Genomic DNA, 21,423 nt, shown 5'->3' with positions numbered 1-21,423 from the left:
AATAATTAACAGTAGGAATGAACATTTCTACTGTTTTTACGTTTGTTGATTAAAGAGGATTACAAAATAAAGTCACATAAAATTTAACAGAAAATTACTTTGAATCGATTCGGACGAATAGCTTTAAAAACAATATTATGGATTATCGGCAGTATTATTGCCCTTCTGCTATTGCTAATTTTTCTTATACGAATGCCTGCGGTTCAAAACTACGTAATGGGCAAAGTCACGAACTATCTGGAAAACAAGATTGGCACACCAGTCAATATAGGGTACATTAACATTACTTTTCCTAAAAAACTCGTATTGGAAAACGTCTATTTTGAAGACCAATCCAAAGACACGTTGATTGCCGGCGAAAAATTATTGGTCGATATCAATATGTTTAAGTTGTTGAAAAATACCGTAGAGATACAGCAGTTAGAATTAAAGGGTATTACGGCTAAAATAAACAGGACACTGCCCGATAGCAGTTTTAATTTCGATTACATTGTCGAAGCGTTTGCTTCGGAAGAGGAAAGTACCGCAGATGCCGATACTACATCCGCCCTTGTTTTCGATATCAACGACGTACTTTTTGAACGGATTCATTTTGTTTATCATGACGAGGTTATCGGGACAAGTGCGGACGTTCGGTTACAACATTTCGACACGAAAGTAAAGAAGTTTGACCTAACCAACAATATGGCTTTTTCGATGCCCAACATTAAATTGGACGGACTAACGGCTTTCGTTAGACAATGGGCGCCCGTATCTGATGGAGAGGCTCCATCCGCGGAAGATTTCGGTATTACGGATACTTCCGTCGAGGAGTCTTCCCTACTACCGGATCTGGAGATAAAAAACCTCGACTTGAGCAACATTCTGGTGGAATATCAAGATTCGTCAGCCGCCATGGATACCCGCTTTAATATCCGGAAGTTAGCGGCAGAGATCAAGGAAATGGATCTCAATAAGGAAATTGTACGTTTAGGCAAGGTTACGCTAGATGAGTCTGATTCCCAAATATTTATGGGCAAAACGGCATCTACACCGACGGTAACTACGGTATCTGACACCACTTCAGATAGTAGTTCCATGAACTGGATTGTTTCGGCCGATAAATTAGACATCGACAAAACCAATGTCTGGTTTAAGAATGATAACGAACCACGTATGAAGGGTTTCGACTATTTCAATATTAAAATCAGCGACTTTTTGGGCGAACTTGAAGATCTATACTATTCGAGTGATTCTATTTCCGGTTCTTTGAAAAACCTCTCGATGGCAGACCATTCCGGATTTGCTATCAAAAAGCTACAAGCAGATTTTGTCTATCATAATACGGGGGTGGAAATCCGGAATTTTATCGCGCAAACACCAAAGACAACTATTCGGGATTATATCAAACTATCCTACCCGTCACTGGATGCTTTAACGGAAGACCCCAGCCAAGTTCTGGTAGAAGCCAACATCAAACAATCCACGCTTGATATGAGCGATATTCGCTATTTCGTACCGGATCTGGATACGATGGAAGTTATGAAACCGCTCCTGGCTCGTTCTTTTTATATCAATGGTACCGTAAAAGGGCGGATGGATAACTTGGCTATTCCCAACATAGAGTTTAAAACATTAGATCGTACACATCTGATAGCCAGTGCGGTCATTCGGGGGTTGCCGGATACCGATAAACTCTATATCGATTTGAATTTGAAAAAATTCACGACCGGCAGAGCGGATATCGAACGCTTGGTGGCGAAGTCCATGATGCCAGACAGCTTACAACTCCCCAACGCCATCAGCCTATCGGGAACATTCAAAGGAGGCATGTCTGGCTTCGATGCCAACATGAGTCTGGTAACAGAAAAAGGAAATGCAACCGTTAATGGGAACATGCAAATGGGAGCAGATACCACGTACAACGCTTATGTATCCATCGATGACCTGAATATCGGGAACATCTTGAATCAAGATTCTGTTTTGGGTATACTATCTGCGGAAGCCACCGTAGTGGGAACTGGATTGGATCCCAAAAACATGAACGCATCTATAGACGGACGCTTGAATCATTTGGATGCGATGGGATATGCCTATCGCGATATTCAACTGCACGTGGATGCTAAAGATGGTGATATTGCAGGTACGCTAAATAGTCCTGATCCCAACATACAGTTCAACATGGATTTTGCAGCGGACATGCGCAATACCTATCCAAAAGTAAACGCTACACTCCTTATTGACAGCGTAAATCTGCAAAACTTGAACCTGATGGAAGATGATTTTCGATATCATGGAAAAATTGTCGCCGATTTTGAAACAGCCGACCCCGATTTCTTAAACGGTTCCTTAGACATTGTCAATTCCGCAATCGCATACAACGACGCGCGTTATACGTTAGATAGCATTTCCTTAAAGGCATTTGCAGATACCAGTAGAAATATGCTTCTTTTACGATCAGAATTTCTTCGGGCACATATGGTTGGAAAATACCAACTCACGGCACTGGCACCTGCCTTACAGGATATTGTAAAGATTTACTACAATCCCGGTAATGCACCAAAAGATACGACCTCGTACGACCCGCAGAGCTTCGAATTTAGTGCCACGCTCAATCACTCTCGCTTTATACGCAACTTTCTCCCAGATTTGGAAGAAATGCGCGATATAACCTTAGATGGGACCTTTAACAGCGCTACACAAAATTTTATGGCCAAACTCATTGCACCAAAGATTATATATGGGGGAACATCCATAGAAAATGTGGGTGTTGATTTAACAACATTCGATAGTACATTGTATTATTCTGCACTTATCCATAAGATCAAAATGGGTAATATTGAATTAAATAATACCGTAGCAAGTGGCAGTGTAGTAGAGAATAACGTCGATTTCGGTCTTTGGATAAAAGATAAAGAAGATAAAGAACAGTATCATCTAGGGGCGAGACTACAGGCTGCCGAAAACAATTTTCTGTTCAGTCTCCATGAAGACGGGCTGAAATTAAACTATGAAGACTGGCGTATCGACTCAACAAATACAATTAGCTTTGGGGAACGCGGCATACATGCAAACAATTTCCGTTTAACAAATAACGGACAGGAGCTTCTTGTTCAATCACAGGATTCAATAGCGAACGCACCTATTGATGTGACATTTAACAATTTTAGAATCGAGACCTTTGCGCAAATGTTGGCTTCAGAAATGTTCAATGTAGGTGGGGGCATCAACGGTACAGCAACCGTATCTCGCCTGGAGAGCAGCCCTGTGTTTGTTTCTGACTTGACGATCGACAGGTTTTACTTTGGAAAAGACACCGTGGGTAACGTATTGGTTAAAGTAGATAACATTAAAGAAAACACATTTTCTGCTGATGTTAAAATCGAAGGAAATGGTAATGATGTACAGCTCGCAGGTGATTTCATCAGTCCGCCGGATGGACCGGCCACCCTAAACGCTACACTATCCTTGAAGCCTATGAAGATGACAACGATACAAGCATTTAGCTTGGGTTATCTGGAAGACTGCGAAGGCGATTTGGTAGGTGACTTGAAAATTACGGGAACGGTCGATGCACCGAAAATCAATGGTGGGCTGACATTCCAAAACAGTAAATTGAACGTCGCGATGTTGAATGCTGACTTCCTCATGGATAACCAAACCATATATTTCAACAACCAAGGCATACAGTTCAAAAAATTTGAGATCAAAGATCAACGTGGTAACTCTACCTTATTAAATGGCGCTATAGCGACCACTACCTATACGGATTTCAATTTTAATCTGAACTTGACCATGAACGATTTCGCTGCGGTCAATTCAACAAGAGAAGATAACGATTTATTTTTCGGGAAACTATATTTAACCTCCAATCTTCGTATACGCGGCAACCTGGATCAACCGCGGGTAGAGGGAGATATCAAGGTCAATGAGAATACGGACTTTGCACTCATTGTACCCAATGATGATCCGGGCATTGCGCAACGGGATGGTGTGGTCAAATTTGTAAACCGTTCGGATACAGCTCGTGCGAATGTATTTGCCCGCCTGGATTCGATGACGACAGCAACACAACTGTCTGGCATGGACATTGCCCTCAATCTATCCACCGATCCGGAGGCAAAATTCAAAGTTATATTAGATGAGGGTACACAAGACGCGCTCAATATCCAAGGTATTGCCGAGTTAAACGCAACCATCGATGCGAGTAACAAAATCACCATGTCGGGCACTTACACGGTAGAAAAAGGAGATTATACATTCTCATTAGGACCGATTTCGAAGCCGTTCCTTTTCCAGAAAGGAAGCACCATCACGTGGAACGGTGACCCATTGGACGCGCGTATGGATATTACCGCCATATACCGAAGTCGCTTTCCAACATTGGAACTCGTACAGTCACAAATTGGTGGGGAAAGTCAAAACCTCTACAAGCAGCGGATTCCGTTCGACGTAAAATTAATCCTCACGGGTGAGCTATTCAAACCGGAAATTAACTTTGACATTGATCTGGATGAGAACAACGCTATTGTTTCGCAAGATGTTGTGAGCAAGGTGAATATTGCCTTAGCCAATATACGCGAAGATCCGGCAGAATTGAACAAGCAGGTATTTTCATTAATTGCACTCGGTCGCTTTATGTCGGCTAATCCGTTCGAAAGCCTTTCGGGCGGCGGCGGAGCTGAGGGAATGGCGCGTAGCACGGTTAGTTCATTCTTAACAAGCCAGCTGAATAATCTAGCGTCCGACCTTATTAAAGGTGTAGAACTTGATTTCAATCTGCAATCGGAAGAGGATTATCTGACGGGGAATGCACAAACGAGAACAGATTTAAATGTCGGGGTATCTAAGATGTTATTTGATGATCGCTTAAAAGTTACCATTGGTTCCAACTTCGAAGTCGAAGGTAACACGCGTCCGGGAGAAAAAGCATCCAATATCGCGGGAGACATTTCGTTGGATTATCAACTTTCAAAAGACGGACGCTACTTTGCCCGTGTATACCGAAAGAATCAATATCAGGCTACGCTACAAGGGCAATTTGTCGAAACCGGTATCGGTTTTATCATTACCATGAGTTACGATCGGTTCAAAGAGCTGTTTATGAGTTCCAGAGCCTTAGAACAGTATTACAATACGGATAGTCGGAGTTTTCGGCGTCGTTTCGATGTGGAGCGGATGGAGACAGATTCTGCTTATCGGGATAGTGTACGCCTCGTGATTAGAGATAGCCTCATGAAGAACAGTCCGGAGTTCCGCAAACGCGTGGAGGAGCGCCGGAAAAACGAGCAACTACAACCGCAGGATAATAACAGCGACAGTTCGACGACAGATGAACCCGTAGATTCCACCCATCGGGCTATCCGGAAAGAAGAAATGGAAGAACAAGAAGAACAAGAAACAGAACAGGAGAACAAAGATTCAACGAATACACAAATAGATACTACAACAAATGCTATCCGAGACGATGAAGAGGAAAGGAGGTCGTATGAAGACTAAGTTGCATTATATCGCCATAGGTATGATCACCATGATTATGGTGGCGAGCTGTAATTCAACCAAATATCTTGCGGAAGATGAAAAGCTCTATAATAAAGGACATGTTGTCATCCATTCCGAAGATAGTATTCCGAAAGAACGAAAAGAAGCATTTGAAACACATCTGGAAGAAATGCTCCGCCCCAAACCGAATAAAAAGATTTTGGGTATGCGTTTCAAACTAGGTCTGTATAATATGGGCGGCGGGTCTGACTCCGCATCAGGCGCGATCAATAGATGGTTGAGAAAGCAAGGAGAAGAACCCGTTTTACTTAGCGATGTAAACAGGGAGTATAACGAAAATCTCCTACGCAACCGGATGGAGAATTTTGGTTTTTTTAATGCGTATGTTACGTCAGATACCACGATAGACGGGAAGTTGGCAGAGGTTACCTACAATGCATTCCCCGGAAAGATTTACCGAATCGCCAAAGTTGATTTTGAAATAGACTCGGCCACACAGCTCGGAAAGGATATTCTAAGCACAAAATCCCAATCCTTACTGCATGTGAAGAGCAATTATAATTTAGATGTTATCCTAAATGAGCGAGACCGTATCGACAATGATTTAAAAAATAAAGGGTATTATTATTTTTCGCCTGACCATTTATTAATGGAAGTGGACAGTAGCCGGGGAAATCACCAAGTAGATATGTATGTTACGGTAAAACCGGAAACACCCGCGAAAGCAAAAGAGCCCCAAAAAATAGGGAACATTTTTATTTATCCCAACTATCGGCAAACATCTCAGGGTTTCGAAACAACACGTCCCCGGCAACAGCAACTATTTAATAACCAGTATTATATCATAGACCCACAAGATACCTATCGTAAAAAAGTGTTGGCCAACCATATCTTTTTCAACAAAGGAGATACGTATACACGGTGGGAACACAATCGAACCATTAGCCACCTGGTCAATCTCAATGCTTTTAAATTTGTGAAGAACACATTCGTTGACAGTCCTGATTCAGCTAACACCATGGATGTCTACTACCACCTCACCCCCATGCAACGAAAATCGATCCGTTTTGAGGTGATTGGAAAGACGGCGTCGGTTTATAATGGTACGGAAGCCAATGCACATTGGACACTTCGCAATGCTTTTAAAGGGTTTGAGACGCTTACGGTAAGTGTTTTTGGGGGCTACGAGACCCAAACAGGCGGTAGTGTTAACTTGAACTCTGCTTACATACGTTATGGAACAGAGGTAGGTATCGTATGGCCACGTTTGCTATCCCCCTATAAATGGGCACCATCCAGACGCTATATTCCGAAAACGTATGCAAAAGTAGGTTACGAGTTTTTGAACAGACGGAATGCGTATACACTTAATTCCCTTACCCTGAATTATGGATATAATTGGAGAGAAGACGATCAAAAACAACACGACTTGGCCGTTGCGGAAATTATCTATGTACAGCCACGTAATATTACAGATGATTACCGTGCACAAATGGATACAGTCCCTACCCTACGCCACATTGTAGATCCCCAGTTTTCTTTCGGCCCAAACTATTCGTATACGTTTACCAATTCGATGGAAGCAGCACGTAAGCACACTTTTTATGTAAAAACCGGTTTAAACACTTCTGGCAACGTATTGGGATTGATTCAAGGAGCCAACTATGATGAAGGTGCGAAGGAGATTTTTGGAACGCCATATGCGCAGTTTATCAAAGCGGAAGCAGACTTCCGCCACTATATGAAATTGACATCCAGTTCACAACTCGCCTCGAGAGTGATGGTGGGCTTAAGCCATTCGTATGGAAATTCACGGTCGCTTCCGTATTTAAAACAATATTTCTCCGGCGGTCCTAACGGATTGCGTGCCTACCGCCCCAGAGCAGTCGGTCCCGGTTCAGCATTGCCTGAAAATTTGGGCGAAAACAATTTTTTCGCTGATCAAACGGGTGATTTTAAATTAGAGCTTAACACGGAATACCGGGCGCAGATAGCGGGTATGCTGCATTGGGCAGCATTTATAGATGCGGGCAATATCTGGCTACAACGAGAGGATGAAAACAAACCTGGCGGAAAATTGTCGAAGGATTTTTATAAGGAGCTGGCCGTAGGTACAGGTTTAGGATTACGTCTTGATTTGGACTTCTTAATTATCCGTACAGATTTTGCGATCCCGGTACGTGTGCCTTATCGGGATCCGGGCGATCGTTGGGTATTTAAATACATCGATTTCCGTGATTCGCAATGGAGACGCGAAAACCTCGTATTTAATTTAGCTATCGGTTATCCGTTCTAGGGGAATACCGAAAAGTTTCGTACATTTATCTACACATCATTCTATACCAATATAAAAGGAGAAAAATATGCAGACGAAGATAACAGTTATTGGAGCAGGAGCTGTGGGTGCTACCACAGCTGACAATCTTGTACGACGAAACATTGCAGAAGAAATTGTGCTCTTAGATATCAAAGAAGGTGTAGCAGAAGGCAAAGCACAGGATATGATGCAGACAGCCGCTCTTCTCGGATTTGATTCTACCATAAAAGGAGTCACCAACGATTATACACAAACTGCGGGTTCGGCGGTGGCTGTTATTACTTCGGGTATTCCGAGGAAACCAGGAATGACACGCGAAGAACTGATAGGCACCAATGCTGGTATTGTGAAATCGGTCGTGGAGAATTTAGTGAAGCATTCCCCGGACATTATCATCCTTATTGTAGCCAATCCGATGGATACCATGACCTATCTTGCATTAAAATCGAGCGGTCTCCCTAAAAATAGGATTATAGGCATGGGTGGCGCATTGGATTCAGCACGTTTCAAATACCAAATTTCCCAAAAGCTACAAGCGTCAGCAAATGATTTAAATGCTATCGTAATAGGCGGGCATGGTGATACCACTATGATTCCATTGATACAGCACGCAACGTGGAACAGTATTCCTGTAAACAGTTTCCTTACACCAGAAGAGCAAGACGATATTGTCAACAAAACAATGGTGGGCGGAGCGACACTTACTGCTTTAATTGGTACTTCGGCCTGGTACGCGCCCGGAGCGGCAACGGCTGCTATGGTAGAAAGTATTGTACGTGATCAAAATAGGTTATTTACGGCGTCTGTATTCCTAGAAGGGGAGTACGGCGAAGAAGACATTAATATTGGCGTACCTGTCATTATAAACAAAAAAGGTTGGGATCGCATTGTTCCATTGGAACTATCGGAAGAGGAGAAAGCCTTGTTTAAAAATAGCGCAAATGCGGTAAGAAATATGAACCAAGTATTGAAAGATAGTAATATCATATAACACGCTTTTTTGCATGGGTTTTATTTTTATATTTCCTAAGTTTAACCCATGCAAAAAATTCCGCTAGAAATATTGGAGCTTCAGGGCGATGGTTACCATATATTGATTGATGTTTGTTTATTTGACCAACCTTTTAAAATGGTGCTGGATACCGGCGCTTCAAAAACCGTTCTCGATAAAACCACACTCCTGCAATCCGGTATTCCAGAAGAAAAAATAGAGAATACCAATATCATCTCGACCGGCTTAGGTACAAATTCTATGGAAAGTTTTATGCTCGAACTACCTACTTTCGCCATAGGCAACTGGAAAATAAAAAAATTTATAACGGCAGTACTTGACCTGAGCGCCGTGAATTATGCCTATCAGCAAATGAATCTTCCCCCGGTTATCGGTGTATTGGGAGGAGATATTCTATTTTCCTATGCTGCTCGAATTGATTATCGGAAACAACTTTTGATCTTAAGAGACCGCAAAGTAAGTTGAGCTAGTGTATGTTTATGGGTCTAAAATCGGTGTTCCTCCAAGCATTATGCTCGTGCAGCCTTCTCCTTGCTATCCCAGTAGGCACGTTAGCTTTCGGACTAGATACACTCTCGGTTGATACGGTGTATCAGCTGAATGGTGCCGGACGTTTTGTACACCATTTGGGACTCGAACTTCGACCAGGCTATATATTACCAAATGTTCCTTTTTATTCCGGATTTAACAATCAACGAAAACCTATTCGAAATGCGTTATCTGGACACATAAAATATGCCTTTCGATTCCCAAATGGATCATTAGGAGATAGAATTTATGCACATACCTATCAAGGAATAGGCGTGTCATTTTATAACTTCGGCAACCCGCAGGAATTAGGCAATCCCAAAACGGTATACTTTTTCCAACGATCCAATATCACGCAGCTAAGCCTAAACACAGCCCTAGATTATGAATGGAATTTTGGCTTATCTACTGGTTGGAAACCGCATCATTTTGTACACAACCCTTATAATATCGCAATTGGTTCCAAAACCAATGCCTATTTGAATGCAGGCCTATATGTGCGATGGAGATTAACACCACATACCGATCTGGCAACTGGTTTAGACTTTACGCATTTCTCAAATGGCAATACAAATTTTCCAAATGCAGGGCTCAATATGCTAGGGTTAAAAATGGGTATTTTATATGATTTTAGAAAACGAGAACCCGCCACAAAACATACCAAAATCCCTGACTCTTTACGCACAGCGTATCCCAAACATATTAACTATGATTTAGTTCTTTTCGGCTCATGGCGTCGGAAAGGAGTCGACGTTATGGGGCAACCTGTCGCTTCGCCGCATCAATATCCTGTTTTAGGCATGTATTTTGGCCCAATGTACAATATAAGCTATAGGTTTCGAGTGGGCGTTTCCGTCGACGCAGTATACGATGGCAGTGCCAATGTTTATACCAAGAACTATTTCTCGGCTACCATGGAAGAAAAGTTCTTCAAACCATCTTTAGATAAACAGCTGGCCGTGGGGCTATCCGCGAGGGCCGAATATATTATGCCAATTTTTACCATCGGCGTCGGTTTGGGAGGTAATGTGCTACACAAAGGCGGAGATCTCGGGGGTACTTATCAAACATTTGCGCTGAAGGTTGCAACCACCAAAAATTCATTCTTACATATTGGCTATAATTTAAAAGACTTTCACGAACCTAATTATTTGATGTTAGGTCTAGGTTATCGATTTAAAAATAAAGCACCATCGTTGCTGTATTGATGGAGACCTGTTATATTTTCTTGAACAATCGCCGGTGAATGTGTAACCGCAAATAGGTATAAAAACCTAACGCAATAACAATACCGGATGTTCCCATCACATAGAGCGTACGCTGGATTCCAATATATTCGGCCATTGCCCCAACCAAGAGTGTCCCAATCGGCGCAACACCCTGAAAAGCCATCACATAATAACCTATTACCCTAGCCCGATAGCTCGGAACTGCATGTGTCTGGATATACGTATTAATAGAAGAATTTTGCATCATCATGGCAAACGCCACCATCATGGTAAACACTAAGGCTAGCGGTAGAATACGAGCAAATGCTAATAAACAAAGTGCTGCCCCCATTAAAAAAGCAGAAAATAACACGCGATATCGCAGATTTTCACCGGTTTTTAACCTTGCCATATTGATGGCTCCGATCATCGCACCAAAACCAGCGGCACTTTCAAACCAAGAGAACGTAGATTCATCCCCCCTAAAAAGATCCTTAGCCACTGCGGGCAATAGAGAGGTGTAAGGGATAACCAACAAACTCGAAAACACCAATACAATAATCAATGATGCAATATGTGGTGAACGTCGCAAATAGCTGAACCCCTCTATAAGTGCCCGCCAATTGCTTTCCTTGATAAGCTTTGACGGATCTTCTTTCACACGCATCAGCAGCAAACATATAATAACAGGTACAAAACTGATAAAGTTGATGCCAAAACATACAAACTCGCCGTATTTGGTTAATAAAATACCACCAATAGCCGGCCCGACCATCCTCGCTGCATTGAAGATGGAAGAATTTAATGCGATGGCATTGGGTAAATCTCGTTTGTTATCTACGAGCGATATCATTAAGGATTGACGGCTAAGTACATCGAAAGCGTTGATGACACCCTGTATAAACCCCAACATGGACAGGATAAAAACGGTCTGTAACTGCAGTCCTACTACCAAAGTCAACACACCAGCTTGTATCATTAACCCGATCTGCGTGAGAAAAACCAATTTGTATTTCTGATGTTTATCGACAAATGAACCGACAAAGGGAGAGAGAATCAGGGAGGGCAACAAGGCGATAAATTGTACGAAACCTAACCAAAAAACAGAGTTCGTCATTTCATAAACCATCCAACTAATAGCAATCCGCTGCATCCAAGTACCTAAAAGCGATATCGCCTGACCTATGACGTGTAATCGAAAATTAGGATAAGAAAGCGATCTGAATATATCCATGAACGGCAAAAAAATGTTTTGACTAAACCTTCCCAGATTGAGAATAATATAATTACTTTTGTAACATACTTAGGTATATTATGTTTTAAAATATTTTAAATCACTATAAACAATCTAATAAAACATGAAATTTTTTATCGATACCGCGAACTTAGCACAGATCAAAGAAGCACAGGATCTCGGTGTATTAGACGGCGTAACTACGAATCCCAGCCTTATGGCGAAAGAGGGCATCAGTGGCGAAGAGAATGTAATTAACCACTATAAAGCTATCTGCGATATTGTAGATGGCGATGTAAGTGCAGAAGTTATCTCTACCGACTATGACAATATCATCAAAGAAGGTGAGGCACTGGCTGCTCTAAACCCTAAAATTGTGGTGAAAGTTCCCATGATTAAAGATGGCGTTAAAGCTATCAAATATTTCAGCCAAAAAGGTATCAAAACCAATTGCACGCTTGTTTTCTCTGCAGGTCAGGCCTTATTAGCGGCAAAAGCAGGAGCAACATACGTATCCCCATTTGTTGGACGGTTGGACGATATTTCTGTAGATGGTTTGGGATTGATCGAAGAAATCCGCCTTATTTATGACAATTACGGCTTTAAAACCGAAATCTTAGCGGCTTCCGTACGCCATAGTGCACATTTATTGGGATGTGCCAAGATTGGAGCGGATGTGATGACAGGGCCATTATCTGTTATCCTTTCTCTATTAAAGCACCCATTAACCGATAGTGGATTGGCACAATTTTTAGCCGACCACGCGAAAGCGGCAGGAAAATAAAAAGGATTTTATTTCCGCAGAAAAAGCCTCTTCAGATATCATTTGGAGAGGCTTTTTTATTTTTTTAACGCTTTATGTTTCCGGTCATAAAACAACCCTGATTTCCATCTTAAATTTGTTTAGAAGCCTCCACCAAATAGAGGAGCTCGGCATTCTCAGACAAAACAACAGTTATGGAAAAATATGTGATCAAGCGAAATGGAGTTTATGCGCCCCTAGAAATCTATAAAATACAGGACGCTATCCAGAAAGGTTTTCAAAGCGTATCTTATCCTATCGATGATCGCGTATTCGAGCGGGTATTAACGAACTTGCGCGAACAAGAAGTATGGGCCGTCGAAGATATACAGAATATCATTGAAAGGCAGTTTTATGAGCTCGGCTATTTTGAGGTTATGAAATCCTTCATGCTCTATAGGCATACACGCAAGTTGCAGCGGGAACACGTTGATCATTTTAATGAGGATACGACTTATGTAGACAGCAGTCAAACTGTAGAAGAATACATCCGACAACGAGATTGGCGCATTAACGCAAACGCGAACACCTCCTATTCCAATGCAGGCTTGATTAACAATACTGCGGGAAAAATTATTGCGAACTATTGGCTAGATAAAATTTATAATAAAGAGGAAGGCTATGCACACCGCAATGGTGACATCCATATTCATGATCTAGATTGCCTAACCGGCTATTGTGCCGGCTGGAGCCTGCGGGTACTACTTGATGAAGGTTTTAACGGTGTGCGGGGACGTGTGGAGAGCCGACCTCCCTCTCATTTTCGTGAAGCATTGGGGCAGATGGCGAATTTTCTCGGTATTCTCCAAAGCGAATGGGCGGGGGCACAAGCCTTTAGTTCTTTTGACACCTACCTCGCTCCTTATGTTTTTAAAGATCAACTGGCTTACCGTGATGTATTAAAAGCGGTACGCAGCTTTGTGTATAACCTCAACGTACCCGCACGGTGGGGGCAATCGCCATTCACTAACATCACGTTGGATTGGAATGTGCCGGAAGATTTAAGAGAGCAGATCCCCACTAGAGGGGGACAACATCTTTTTGCGAATGTTCGGAGCCAACAACTCACCAATCTTGCCCAAAAACGTGGTGTGACGCGTCTGGAAGATCTTTGTTACCGGCATTTTCAGACAGAAATGGACATGATCAATAAAGCGTACTATACGGTGATGACCGAAGGAGATGCCAATGGACAACCTTTCACCTTCCCTATCCCTACCGTTAACATCACGGAAGATTTTGATTGGTATAGTGAGAACGCCTATTTACTTTTCGAAAATACAGCAAAGATCGGATCCTCCTATTTCCAAAATTTTATGGGTAGCCAATATATTATTGATGCCGATGGACATAAAGTCGAGAACCCCGAAGCCTATAAACCGAACGCCGTGCGCAGCATGTGCTGTCGTTTACAATTAGATCTACGCGAACTCCTCAGACGAGGAAACGGGTTATTCGGAAGTGCGGAGATGACGGGAAGCATTGGCGTGGTTACCATCAACATGGCAAGGTTAGGTTATCTCTATACTCACCAGAAAGAGAAACTATATGAACGTCTTGATCAGCTACTATTGGTAGCAAAGTCTACCTTAGAAAAAAAGCGAAAATTCATCCAAGAGCTGTATGATAACGGTTTATTTCCTTATACCAAACGCTATCTAAGCCATTTTCGTAACCATTTTTCGACCATTGGTGTCAATGGCATGAACGAGATGATCCGTAATTTTAGTGGCGACAGCGAGAATATCGTGAGCGATTGGGGAATAGCTTTTGCTTCCGATCTCCTGGAACATATACGTCAGCGCCTTCGCTTATTTCAAGAAGAGACCGGCAATCTTTATAATTTGGAAGCCACTCCTGCTGAAGGAACAACCTATCGCTTCGCAAAGGAAGATAAAAAAAGATTTCCAGCAATTCTTCAAGCCGGAGAAGGCAAACATATCTATTATACGAACAGCTCCCAAATTCCAGTGGACTATACAGAAGATCCCTTTGAAGCCCTCTTACTACAGGATCAGCTCCAATGTAAATACACGGGGGGTACGGTACTCCACCTCTACATGAACGAACGCATCAGCTCGCCGGAAGCGTGTCGAGCGTTTGTACATACCGTAATTTCTAACTTCAAACTTCCGTACATCACGGTTACACCAGTATTCAGCATCTGTCCGGTACACGGCTACCTTACAGGTGAACACGAATATTGCCCACAATGTGATGACATGATTATTTCTAACCATCAACATATATAATACACATGACACACAACACCGAAAAAGAATTGTTGATTTTGCAGCAAAACCAACAAAAACGCAGTAAATGCCTGGTCTACACCCGCGTTATGGGATATCACAGGCCAGTTGAAAGCTTTAACATTGGTAAAAAAGGAGAACATCGTCAGCGCACGCATTTTAAAGAGCAGCATGATTAAACCCATTTACAGTATTACACCTTTCACATTACTGGATTATCCAGGTTATCCAGCCTGCATTCTTTGGTTTGCAGGCTGCAATATGCGTTGCCTGTACTGCTATAATCCAGATATCGTCTTGGGAAAGGGTAAATTCTCTGTTCAAGATGCCCGGGATTTTCTGCAATCTCGTAAATCGCTGCTGCAAGGAGTCGTTTTCAGCGGCGGCGAATGTACTTTACATCCCAGCTTAATACTACTTGCCCGCATAGCTAAAGAACTGGGCTATCGGATAAAAGTGGATACCAACGGTACCATGCCCGCTACCTTAAAGCAGTTGTGGGACGAGGGCTTACTTGATTACGTCGCGCTAGACTTCAAAGGAACCAGTCAAAAGTATCACGATATTACCTTATCCGATACGTTTGCCACTTTTGTAGACAGCTTGACATTATTACAGAAAAACGCCATTCCTTGTGAAGTTAGGACCACTTGGCATGCCGATCTACTCTCTATTGAGGACATGGATGCTATGGTTACTTATCTAGAACAACGAGGATATGAAGGAAAATACTTCATTCAATATTTTAGGAATGGTGTCAAGACCCTATCTCCACTTCCATACACAAACGGCCATCTCAATCCTATTCGATTGTCTACCGAGAAAATCAAAGTAGAAATCCGTACAACATAACGATAGCAATCCGATATTTTAACTCCCATTGGATAAACAATAGGAGTTAAAAAAAATCCGTAAATTTACCCCTATCATGACGGATGAAAAAACAGAAAAAAACAAAGACTTCACGGAACTTCTACGGGAAAACGGATTAAAAGTAACCTCCCCAAGACTGCGTGTTTTAGAAGAAATAACGCACAAAGAAGCAGCCATATCCCAACCGGATTTAGAGAAAATAGTGGGAAAGGACATTGATCGGGTAACCTTATATCGCATTTTATCGAGCTTCGAAGAAAAGGGAATTGTACATAAAATCTTTGATCTAAATGGCACAGCAACCTATGCCATGTGTAGTTCCAACTGTACCGAAAACCATCATCACGACCAACATGTGCATTTCATTTGTTCGATCTGCAACAGTGTATATTGCCTGAACGAAGTAAGCCTTCCAAAGATCACTTTACCCCCTCATTTTGCACTACATTCCCTCGCAATAAACGCTGTCGGACTATGTGCAAATTGTCAAAAAGAGCATTAAATATTCTTCCAAAATACTTTTTTAATTGAAATGCTTTCTGCGTGCAGAAAGCATTTTTTTTATCAAAAATCATCAACCAAAACATTAAAAACAATTCCTACATATTTTATCAAAGATTTCATAATTTACTTATTTCAAATTAGTTGCAAAAGGTAAACGAAATTAAAAATATAATATAAAATATCTATAGACCACCCAAAAAACCAACAGCCATACACGAAACCCCATCTATTCCTCAGAAAACAGCCCTTGAACAAAAATATATTTAGCATTCAATAAAATATATAACAGATAATCAAATAATTAACATAAGTAAAATAAATAAAATAAACACTTTTATAAAAATGCGATAATCACTTATCTTTTGACAGACGTAAAGAACATTTTTTGCTTATCTTAGTTTATATAAATAAAACACTGGCAGTCGCTCTTCTAGAAGGCGAAACATCTCCTTCCCTCTTGTCAGATTTCAACAATAGGAAGAATGGATATCAAGCCATAATTTGAAACATATGAGACAAAAAAAAGAGAACACATACAAAGAAGTTCTAACCCATCTTATCGTAGATATATTCGAAAAATCAAACAACACTCCCCTTAACTATAAACAGGTAGCTGCAAAACTCAACCTTAGTGATACGGAATCAAAAAATGCAATTGCGGAGATCCTTTCTGACGAATCCAAATCCGGCAAATTCCTGCAAACAGAACGAGGCAAGTTTCAGTTGAGTCAGCTGCATGTTTACATCCAAGGCAAGGTCGATATGACAGCCGATGGTTCGGCCTATGTTATTCCAGAAGATGAACTTGAAAATGACATCCATATTGCTCCCCGGAAATTGAGACAAGCTCTCCATAATGACATCGTTAAAGTACACGTTTACGAACGTAGAAAAGGTCGGAAGCGAGAAGGGGAAGTCGTGGAGATTATCCAACGTGCTAAAATGGATTTTACCGGCACGATAGACATCGCCAAATCGTATGCATTTTTCCTCCCCGACGACAGGAAAATGCTTCATGATATATTCGTTCCACTAGACAATTTAAACGGTGCACAACATGGAGAAAAAGTTGTTGTTTCCATTATCGAATGGCCAAAGAATGCTAAAAATCCGATCGGAAAGGTCAAAAGCATTTTAGGTAAAAAAGGAGAGAACGATACGGAAATTAATGCTATCCTTGCGGATTTCGGCTTTCCATTATCTTTTCCTTCCGCAGTGGAAGCGGAGGCAAATGCCATTCCAGAGCAAATACCCACGGACGAGATAAAGAAAAGGCGTGATTTTCGTGATATACTTACGTTCACGATAGACCCTTTTGACGCAAAGGATTTTGATGATGCGATTTCATTCCAAACGCTGGATAATGGAAATTACGAAGTGGGAATACACATTGCCGATGTTTCCCATTATGTGCACCCAGATTCGCTATTAGATAAGGAAGCTTTTGAACGGGGTACTTCCGTATATTTGGTTGACCGTGTTATCCCCATGCTTCCTGAACGTTTGTCAAATGGTGTCTGTTCATTGCGACCACATGAGGACAAGCTGTGTTTTTCAGCTGTATTCGAAATAAACGACAAAGCAACGATCTTAGATCAATGGTTCGGCCGTACGGTCATCAATTCCAATCGCCGTTTTAGCTATGAGGAAGCGCAAGAGGTTATCGAAAAAAAACAAGGAGACCACGCAGCTGAAATCCTTAAACTGAACGAGCTCGCCCACATCCTACGAGAGCGGAAGTTTAAAAACGGTGCCATTAGCTTCGAAAGTGAAGAGGTTAAATTCCACCTCGATGAAAAAGGGAAGCCTTTAGGTGTTTATACCAAGGAGCGGAAGGATGCACATAAGCTTATTGAAGATTTTATGCTGCTTGCCAACCGAAAGGTTGCTGAATATATCGGAAAACAAGGGAAAGGTAAAAATAAGCTAACGTTCGTCTATCGGTTCCATGATACCCCGAACCCAGAAACGTTGACCACTTTTTCACAATTTGCTTTACGATTTGGACACAAACTCACGATCAAAACCGATAAGGAGGCCGCTAAATCATTAAACGCCCTCCTAACAAAAATCGAGGGCGAGCGAGAGCAGAACCTGTTAACGACACTGGCCATCCGTTCTATGGCAAAAGCTATTTATACCACCAAAAGCACAAGCCATTATGGACTTGCTTTCGATTATTATACCCATTTCACCTCCCCTATCCGTCGTTATCCCGATGTGATGGTGCACCGGTTGTTGCAATTCTATTTAGACGGTGGAAAGAAAATCAACGCAGAGCATTATGAAAAAATGGCGGAGCATTCCTCCCAAATGGAGAAAAGAGCTGCTGAAGCAGAACGTGCATCCATTAAATACAAGCAAGCCGAGTTTCTGGAGGACCAGATTGGGGTAGAATATACCGGGATCGTATCAGGCGTCACGGAATGGGGTATGTATGTAGAAATCCAGGAAAATAAATGTGAAGGTATGGTACGGCTACGGGATATTACGGACGATTTCTATACACTGGACGAAAAAAACTATACCATCATTGGCCAGCGGAAGAAAAAGAAGTATCAATTGGGTGACGAGGTAAGCATCAAGGTAAAGAAGGTAGATCTGGAAAAAAGACAGATTGATTTTACGTTAGTATCATAGAGGAAGCGATTATTTCTTGCCCTATGTAAAGTATTATTCTCAAAATTGCTTTTAGCTTAGCAGAAAAAGAATAATATGAAAAGAGATAAAATCATCTTTTGGTCGGCAACAATTTTTATTTTCTTGTTTGAAGCTGTGATGCCCCTTAGTTCAGTCATTTTTGTCCCCGATCAATTCAATGTCGGCACAAAACCGTTAGGGTATCCTGACTATTTCGCATATGCACTTATGGTCTGTAAAGTATTAGGAGCAACTGCGCTGGTTATTCCTAGCTTACATCCAAAAATAAGAGAATGGGCATATGCAGGCCTGACTTTTAATTTAATTTTTGCCGCCCTAAGCCATCTAGTAGTAGATGGTAACATCGGCTTCATTTTATTGCCGATTATCATCGGAGCTATACTTGCAGTTTCTTATATCTATAACCAAAAGGTAAATCGTCATTTAATCGCACAACTATGATGTAGCAAAAAAAGATATTATACGTTTAGTTTAGAAACCCATATAATATGAAAAGATGCTATCTATTTTTAACAGCTATTTTACTGATAGTTACTGCCTGTACAAAAGATGAAGCTCCAACCGACACTTCGGAATGTGTTGTACGTATGAAAGAATTGTATAAAGCAGAATTAAAATGTACAAAAAAAGATGCTATGGAAGTAAATCTATATTCTGGTTTATATAAAAATGAGCTAGTCTATTTTACGATGACCATGTGTCCCAACTGCAACACCGTTCCGCCCTCTTCCGGCTACACCTGCGGAAATAAAAAGGTAGATTTTGATGATTTTGGCAATGTCAGTGATATAAAACAAGTGTATAATAGCTGTACAAAAGAATTTACAGAATAATATATTTTCTGCCGATTATCTGCAAAGAATAAATTTTTCTGTAGGAACGTCGTCTTCTTCTCCTATAAAACAACTTTTGAATCCAAATTTTTCTAAAAGGCGTTTCGACGCAACATTATCGGGGTCTATAACCCCGATAATGTTATCTTTAGGTGCTATTTTTGCAGATTTTCTCAAAAGTTTTTTACATATTTTTGTTCCGAAGCCCTTTCTCCAAAAGGCATATTTCAAAAGATATCCTATTTCTAACATGGAACGGTCGTATTTGTATCTTACAAGTTTACAATCTCCAATCAGTCCATAATTATGATCTATAACTTTAAAATATCCCAATAAGTTCTCTTCTTCGTTAATCTGCATGATAGAAGTGAATTTTTCCCTTGCTTGTTTTTCCGACATCGCGTTTCCGGTAATGTATTTCATGACCTGATCATCCGCCACTATAGAATAATAGTTGTCAAAATCTTCCCATTTATATTTTAGAAATTGTAGCATAGCAAAGAAACTTTATATAAAAATAGAAAAACCGACACGAATTTAAGGTTGGCAGACAGCGGATATTACAAAATTCGCCTTTAAATCCGGAAAACCACCAAGTTCTCTTGTCTTCGTTTTCAAGATATTTTATCAATCGCCGCCTGCTTGGGACTGATACCATAGAACTCTTTAAATACTTTGGTAAAATTTGACGTTTTCTGGTATCCTACATGTAAAGCAACCTCTTTTAATAAAAGATTTTGTTGGGTAATGAGTTGATAGGCTTTATGCATCCGCAAAGACACGGTATACTCATGTATAGTACGTTGATACATTTTCTTAAAATCGGTTTTTAGTTTGGTTTCATTTACCCCGATAATCATAGCCAATTCTTTAATAGTAGGTGGACGACTATAATTCTCCTCCAATATTTTTTTTGCGTTTTCTATCTTTTCCACATCTGCCTGATGAACTATTGGCTTTTCAGGTCGGTTGCTGCGCAATAGTTGATATTGCTCTAACTGGAGCATCATCAGCTCTGCTATTTTGATTTCAAGACAAAGCCTATGGAAAGATCCTTTTCGGCTACAATTTCGAACATTTTCTACAATTCGTTTCATTTCCTGACTCAACGACGAGCCCTCCGGAAAGAGCGCTACATCTCTCCCGTTTTCCACCGCAGTGAGCAGGTCATTATTATATTCCTGCGGGATCACCCGAAGACAAAATTCTTTGGAGAGCAAAACAATAAATGAATTGACGAATTTGTTGGGTTCAAAAACCAAATCCAGCTCCCCTCTGCTAAGTACACGAATATTATGTCCGCCAGGAAAAAATGTGATATGCGTGTTCTTTTCAGCTCCCGTCGAAACCATGTGACAATCACCATCGAAATGAAATACCATCGCGATAACATGGCTATCAAAAAGCAGCCCGGCGGTAAGCTGTTGTGAACAAATAGTTTGCGCATCGATCAAGACCAGCCCGTCTGTATGGAAATGGCGGAATTTAGACCCTGTCAAATCATGCCTCGTATACTCTTGCTTATGCAGTTGCGAAGCCATATCGTAATTATCCGGCAGCTCTATCGCTGTCAACAGATTATCTTCTGGAGTGCTTACAATAAACTTCATCATTCAATTTCTTCTATTTTGGGAGCCTTTACTTCCAATTTGGGCTCTCTTCAACGAACAACTCGTCTTATATTTGCCATCAAATATACATTTATTTAGTTTTATTCT

16 protein-coding genes are annotated in these 21,423 nt (G+C 41.2%); 13 read left to right on the top strand and 3 right to left on the bottom strand.

All coding sequences use genetic code 11. The features are described from left to right. The first annotated feature begins 216 nt into the window (after window positions 1–216). From H8B06_RS01015 to H8B06_RS00995, 5 genes are all read left to right on the top strand, one after another. Window positions 217–5,478: a translocation/assembly module TamB domain-containing protein gene (locus tag H8B06_RS01015; protein WP_223857402.1), complete on the top strand. Its 5,262-nt coding sequence runs from the start codon at window positions 217–219 to the stop codon at window positions 5,476–5,478. Further along, window positions 5,468–7,777, top strand: coding sequence for a translocation and assembly module lipoprotein TamL (gene tamL, locus H8B06_RS01010; protein ID WP_223857401.1), 2,310 nt, complete (start codon window positions 5,468–5,470; stop codon window positions 7,775–7,777). Before H8B06_RS01015 ends, tamL begins: the two co-directional genes overlap by 11 nt. A 67-nt stretch (window positions 7,778–7,844) precedes the next feature. Further along, entirely contained in the window at window positions 7,845–8,789 is a 945-nt protein-coding gene (locus tag H8B06_RS01005; protein ID WP_190992412.1) for a malate dehydrogenase, read from the top strand. Between the two features lie 48 nt (window positions 8,790–8,837). Beyond that, window positions 8,838–9,275 carry a retropepsin-like aspartic protease gene (locus H8B06_RS01000; RefSeq protein WP_190992411.1) on the top strand — a complete coding sequence of 146 codons (438 nt, stop codon included), beginning with the start codon at window positions 8,838–8,840 and terminating at the stop codon, window positions 9,273–9,275. A gap of 8 nt (window positions 9,276–9,283) precedes the next feature. Beyond that, window positions 9,284–10,546 (top strand): acyloxyacyl hydrolase, encoded by a 1,263-nt coding sequence (locus tag H8B06_RS00995; protein ID WP_223857400.1) that lies wholly within the window; start codon window positions 9,284–9,286, stop codon window positions 10,544–10,546. 10 nt (window positions 10,547–10,556) lie between these two features. On the opposite strand, the gene H8B06_RS00990 is transcribed toward H8B06_RS00995, so the two are convergent. Further along, window positions 10,557–11,780 carry an MFS transporter gene (locus H8B06_RS00990; protein WP_190992409.1) on the bottom strand — a complete coding sequence of 408 codons (1,224 nt, stop codon included), beginning with the start codon at window positions 11,778–11,780 and terminating at the stop codon, window positions 10,557–10,559. Between the two features lie 124 nt (window positions 11,781–11,904). Between H8B06_RS00990 and fsa the strand changes: the two genes are divergently transcribed. The 8 genes from fsa to H8B06_RS00950 all read left to right on the top strand — a co-directional run bounded on the left by fsa (window position 11,905) and on the right by H8B06_RS00950 (window position 19,705). Then, window positions 11,905–12,564 (top strand): fructose-6-phosphate aldolase, encoded by a 660-nt coding sequence (gene fsa / locus H8B06_RS00985; protein ID WP_130140975.1) that lies wholly within the window; start codon window positions 11,905–11,907, stop codon window positions 12,562–12,564. 173 nt (window positions 12,565–12,737) lie between these two features. Next, a complete protein-coding gene (locus H8B06_RS00980) occupies window positions 12,738–14,834 on the top strand; it encodes a ribonucleoside triphosphate reductase (protein ID WP_190992408.1) in 2,097 nt (698 codons plus the stop codon). Between the two features lie 5 nt (window positions 14,835–14,839). Next, a complete protein-coding gene (nrdD, locus tag H8B06_RS20770; RefSeq protein WP_190992407.1) occupies window positions 14,840–15,013 on the top strand; it encodes an anaerobic ribonucleoside-triphosphate reductase in 174 nt (57 codons plus the stop codon). Continuing rightward, complete coding sequence (locus H8B06_RS00970; protein ID WP_190992406.1) at window positions 15,006–15,686, top strand: anaerobic ribonucleoside-triphosphate reductase activating protein; 681 nt, start codon at window positions 15,006–15,008, stop codon at window positions 15,684–15,686. The genes nrdD and H8B06_RS00970 overlap by 8 nt, the downstream gene beginning before the upstream one ends. A 76-nt stretch (window positions 15,687–15,762) precedes the next feature. Next, window positions 15,763–16,209 carry a Fur family transcriptional regulator gene (locus tag H8B06_RS00965; protein ID WP_190992405.1) on the top strand — a complete coding sequence of 149 codons (447 nt, stop codon included), beginning with the start codon at window positions 15,763–15,765 and terminating at the stop codon, window positions 16,207–16,209. A gap of 512 nt (window positions 16,210–16,721) precedes the next feature. Next, window positions 16,722–18,851 (top strand): ribonuclease R, encoded by a 2,130-nt coding sequence (gene rnr / locus H8B06_RS00960; RefSeq protein WP_190992404.1) that lies wholly within the window; start codon window positions 16,722–16,724, stop codon window positions 18,849–18,851. A gap of 75 nt (window positions 18,852–18,926) precedes the next feature. Next, window positions 18,927–19,313, top strand: coding sequence for a DoxX family protein (locus H8B06_RS00955; protein ID WP_190992403.1), 387 nt, complete (start codon window positions 18,927–18,929; stop codon window positions 19,311–19,313). A 47-nt stretch (window positions 19,314–19,360) separates the two neighbouring features. Then, entirely contained in the window at window positions 19,361–19,705 is a 345-nt protein-coding gene (locus H8B06_RS00950; protein WP_190992402.1) for a hypothetical protein, read from the top strand. Between the two features lie 15 nt (window positions 19,706–19,720). Here H8B06_RS00950 and H8B06_RS00945 read toward each other — a convergent pair whose 3' ends face one another. Together H8B06_RS00945 and H8B06_RS00940 are read right to left on the bottom strand one after the other, a co-directional pair. Beyond that, window positions 19,721–20,200, bottom strand: a complete 480-nt coding sequence (locus H8B06_RS00945) for a GNAT family N-acetyltransferase (protein ID WP_190992401.1) — start codon at window positions 20,198–20,200, stop codon at window positions 19,721–19,723. 119 nt (window positions 20,201–20,319) lie between these two features. Then, window positions 20,320–21,318, bottom strand: a complete 999-nt coding sequence (locus tag H8B06_RS00940; RefSeq protein WP_190992400.1) for a helix-turn-helix transcriptional regulator — start codon at window positions 21,316–21,318, stop codon at window positions 20,320–20,322. Window positions 21,319–21,423: the final 105 nt, after the last annotated feature.

The organism is Sphingobacterium micropteri, from assembly GCF_014692515.1.
Taxonomy (GTDB): domain Bacteria; phylum Bacteroidota; class Bacteroidia; order Sphingobacteriales; family Sphingobacteriaceae; genus Sphingobacterium; species Sphingobacterium micropteri.
The sequence above is the reverse complement of the archived record's forward strand: the minus strand, read 5'-3'. Positions and strand labels throughout refer to the sequence as shown.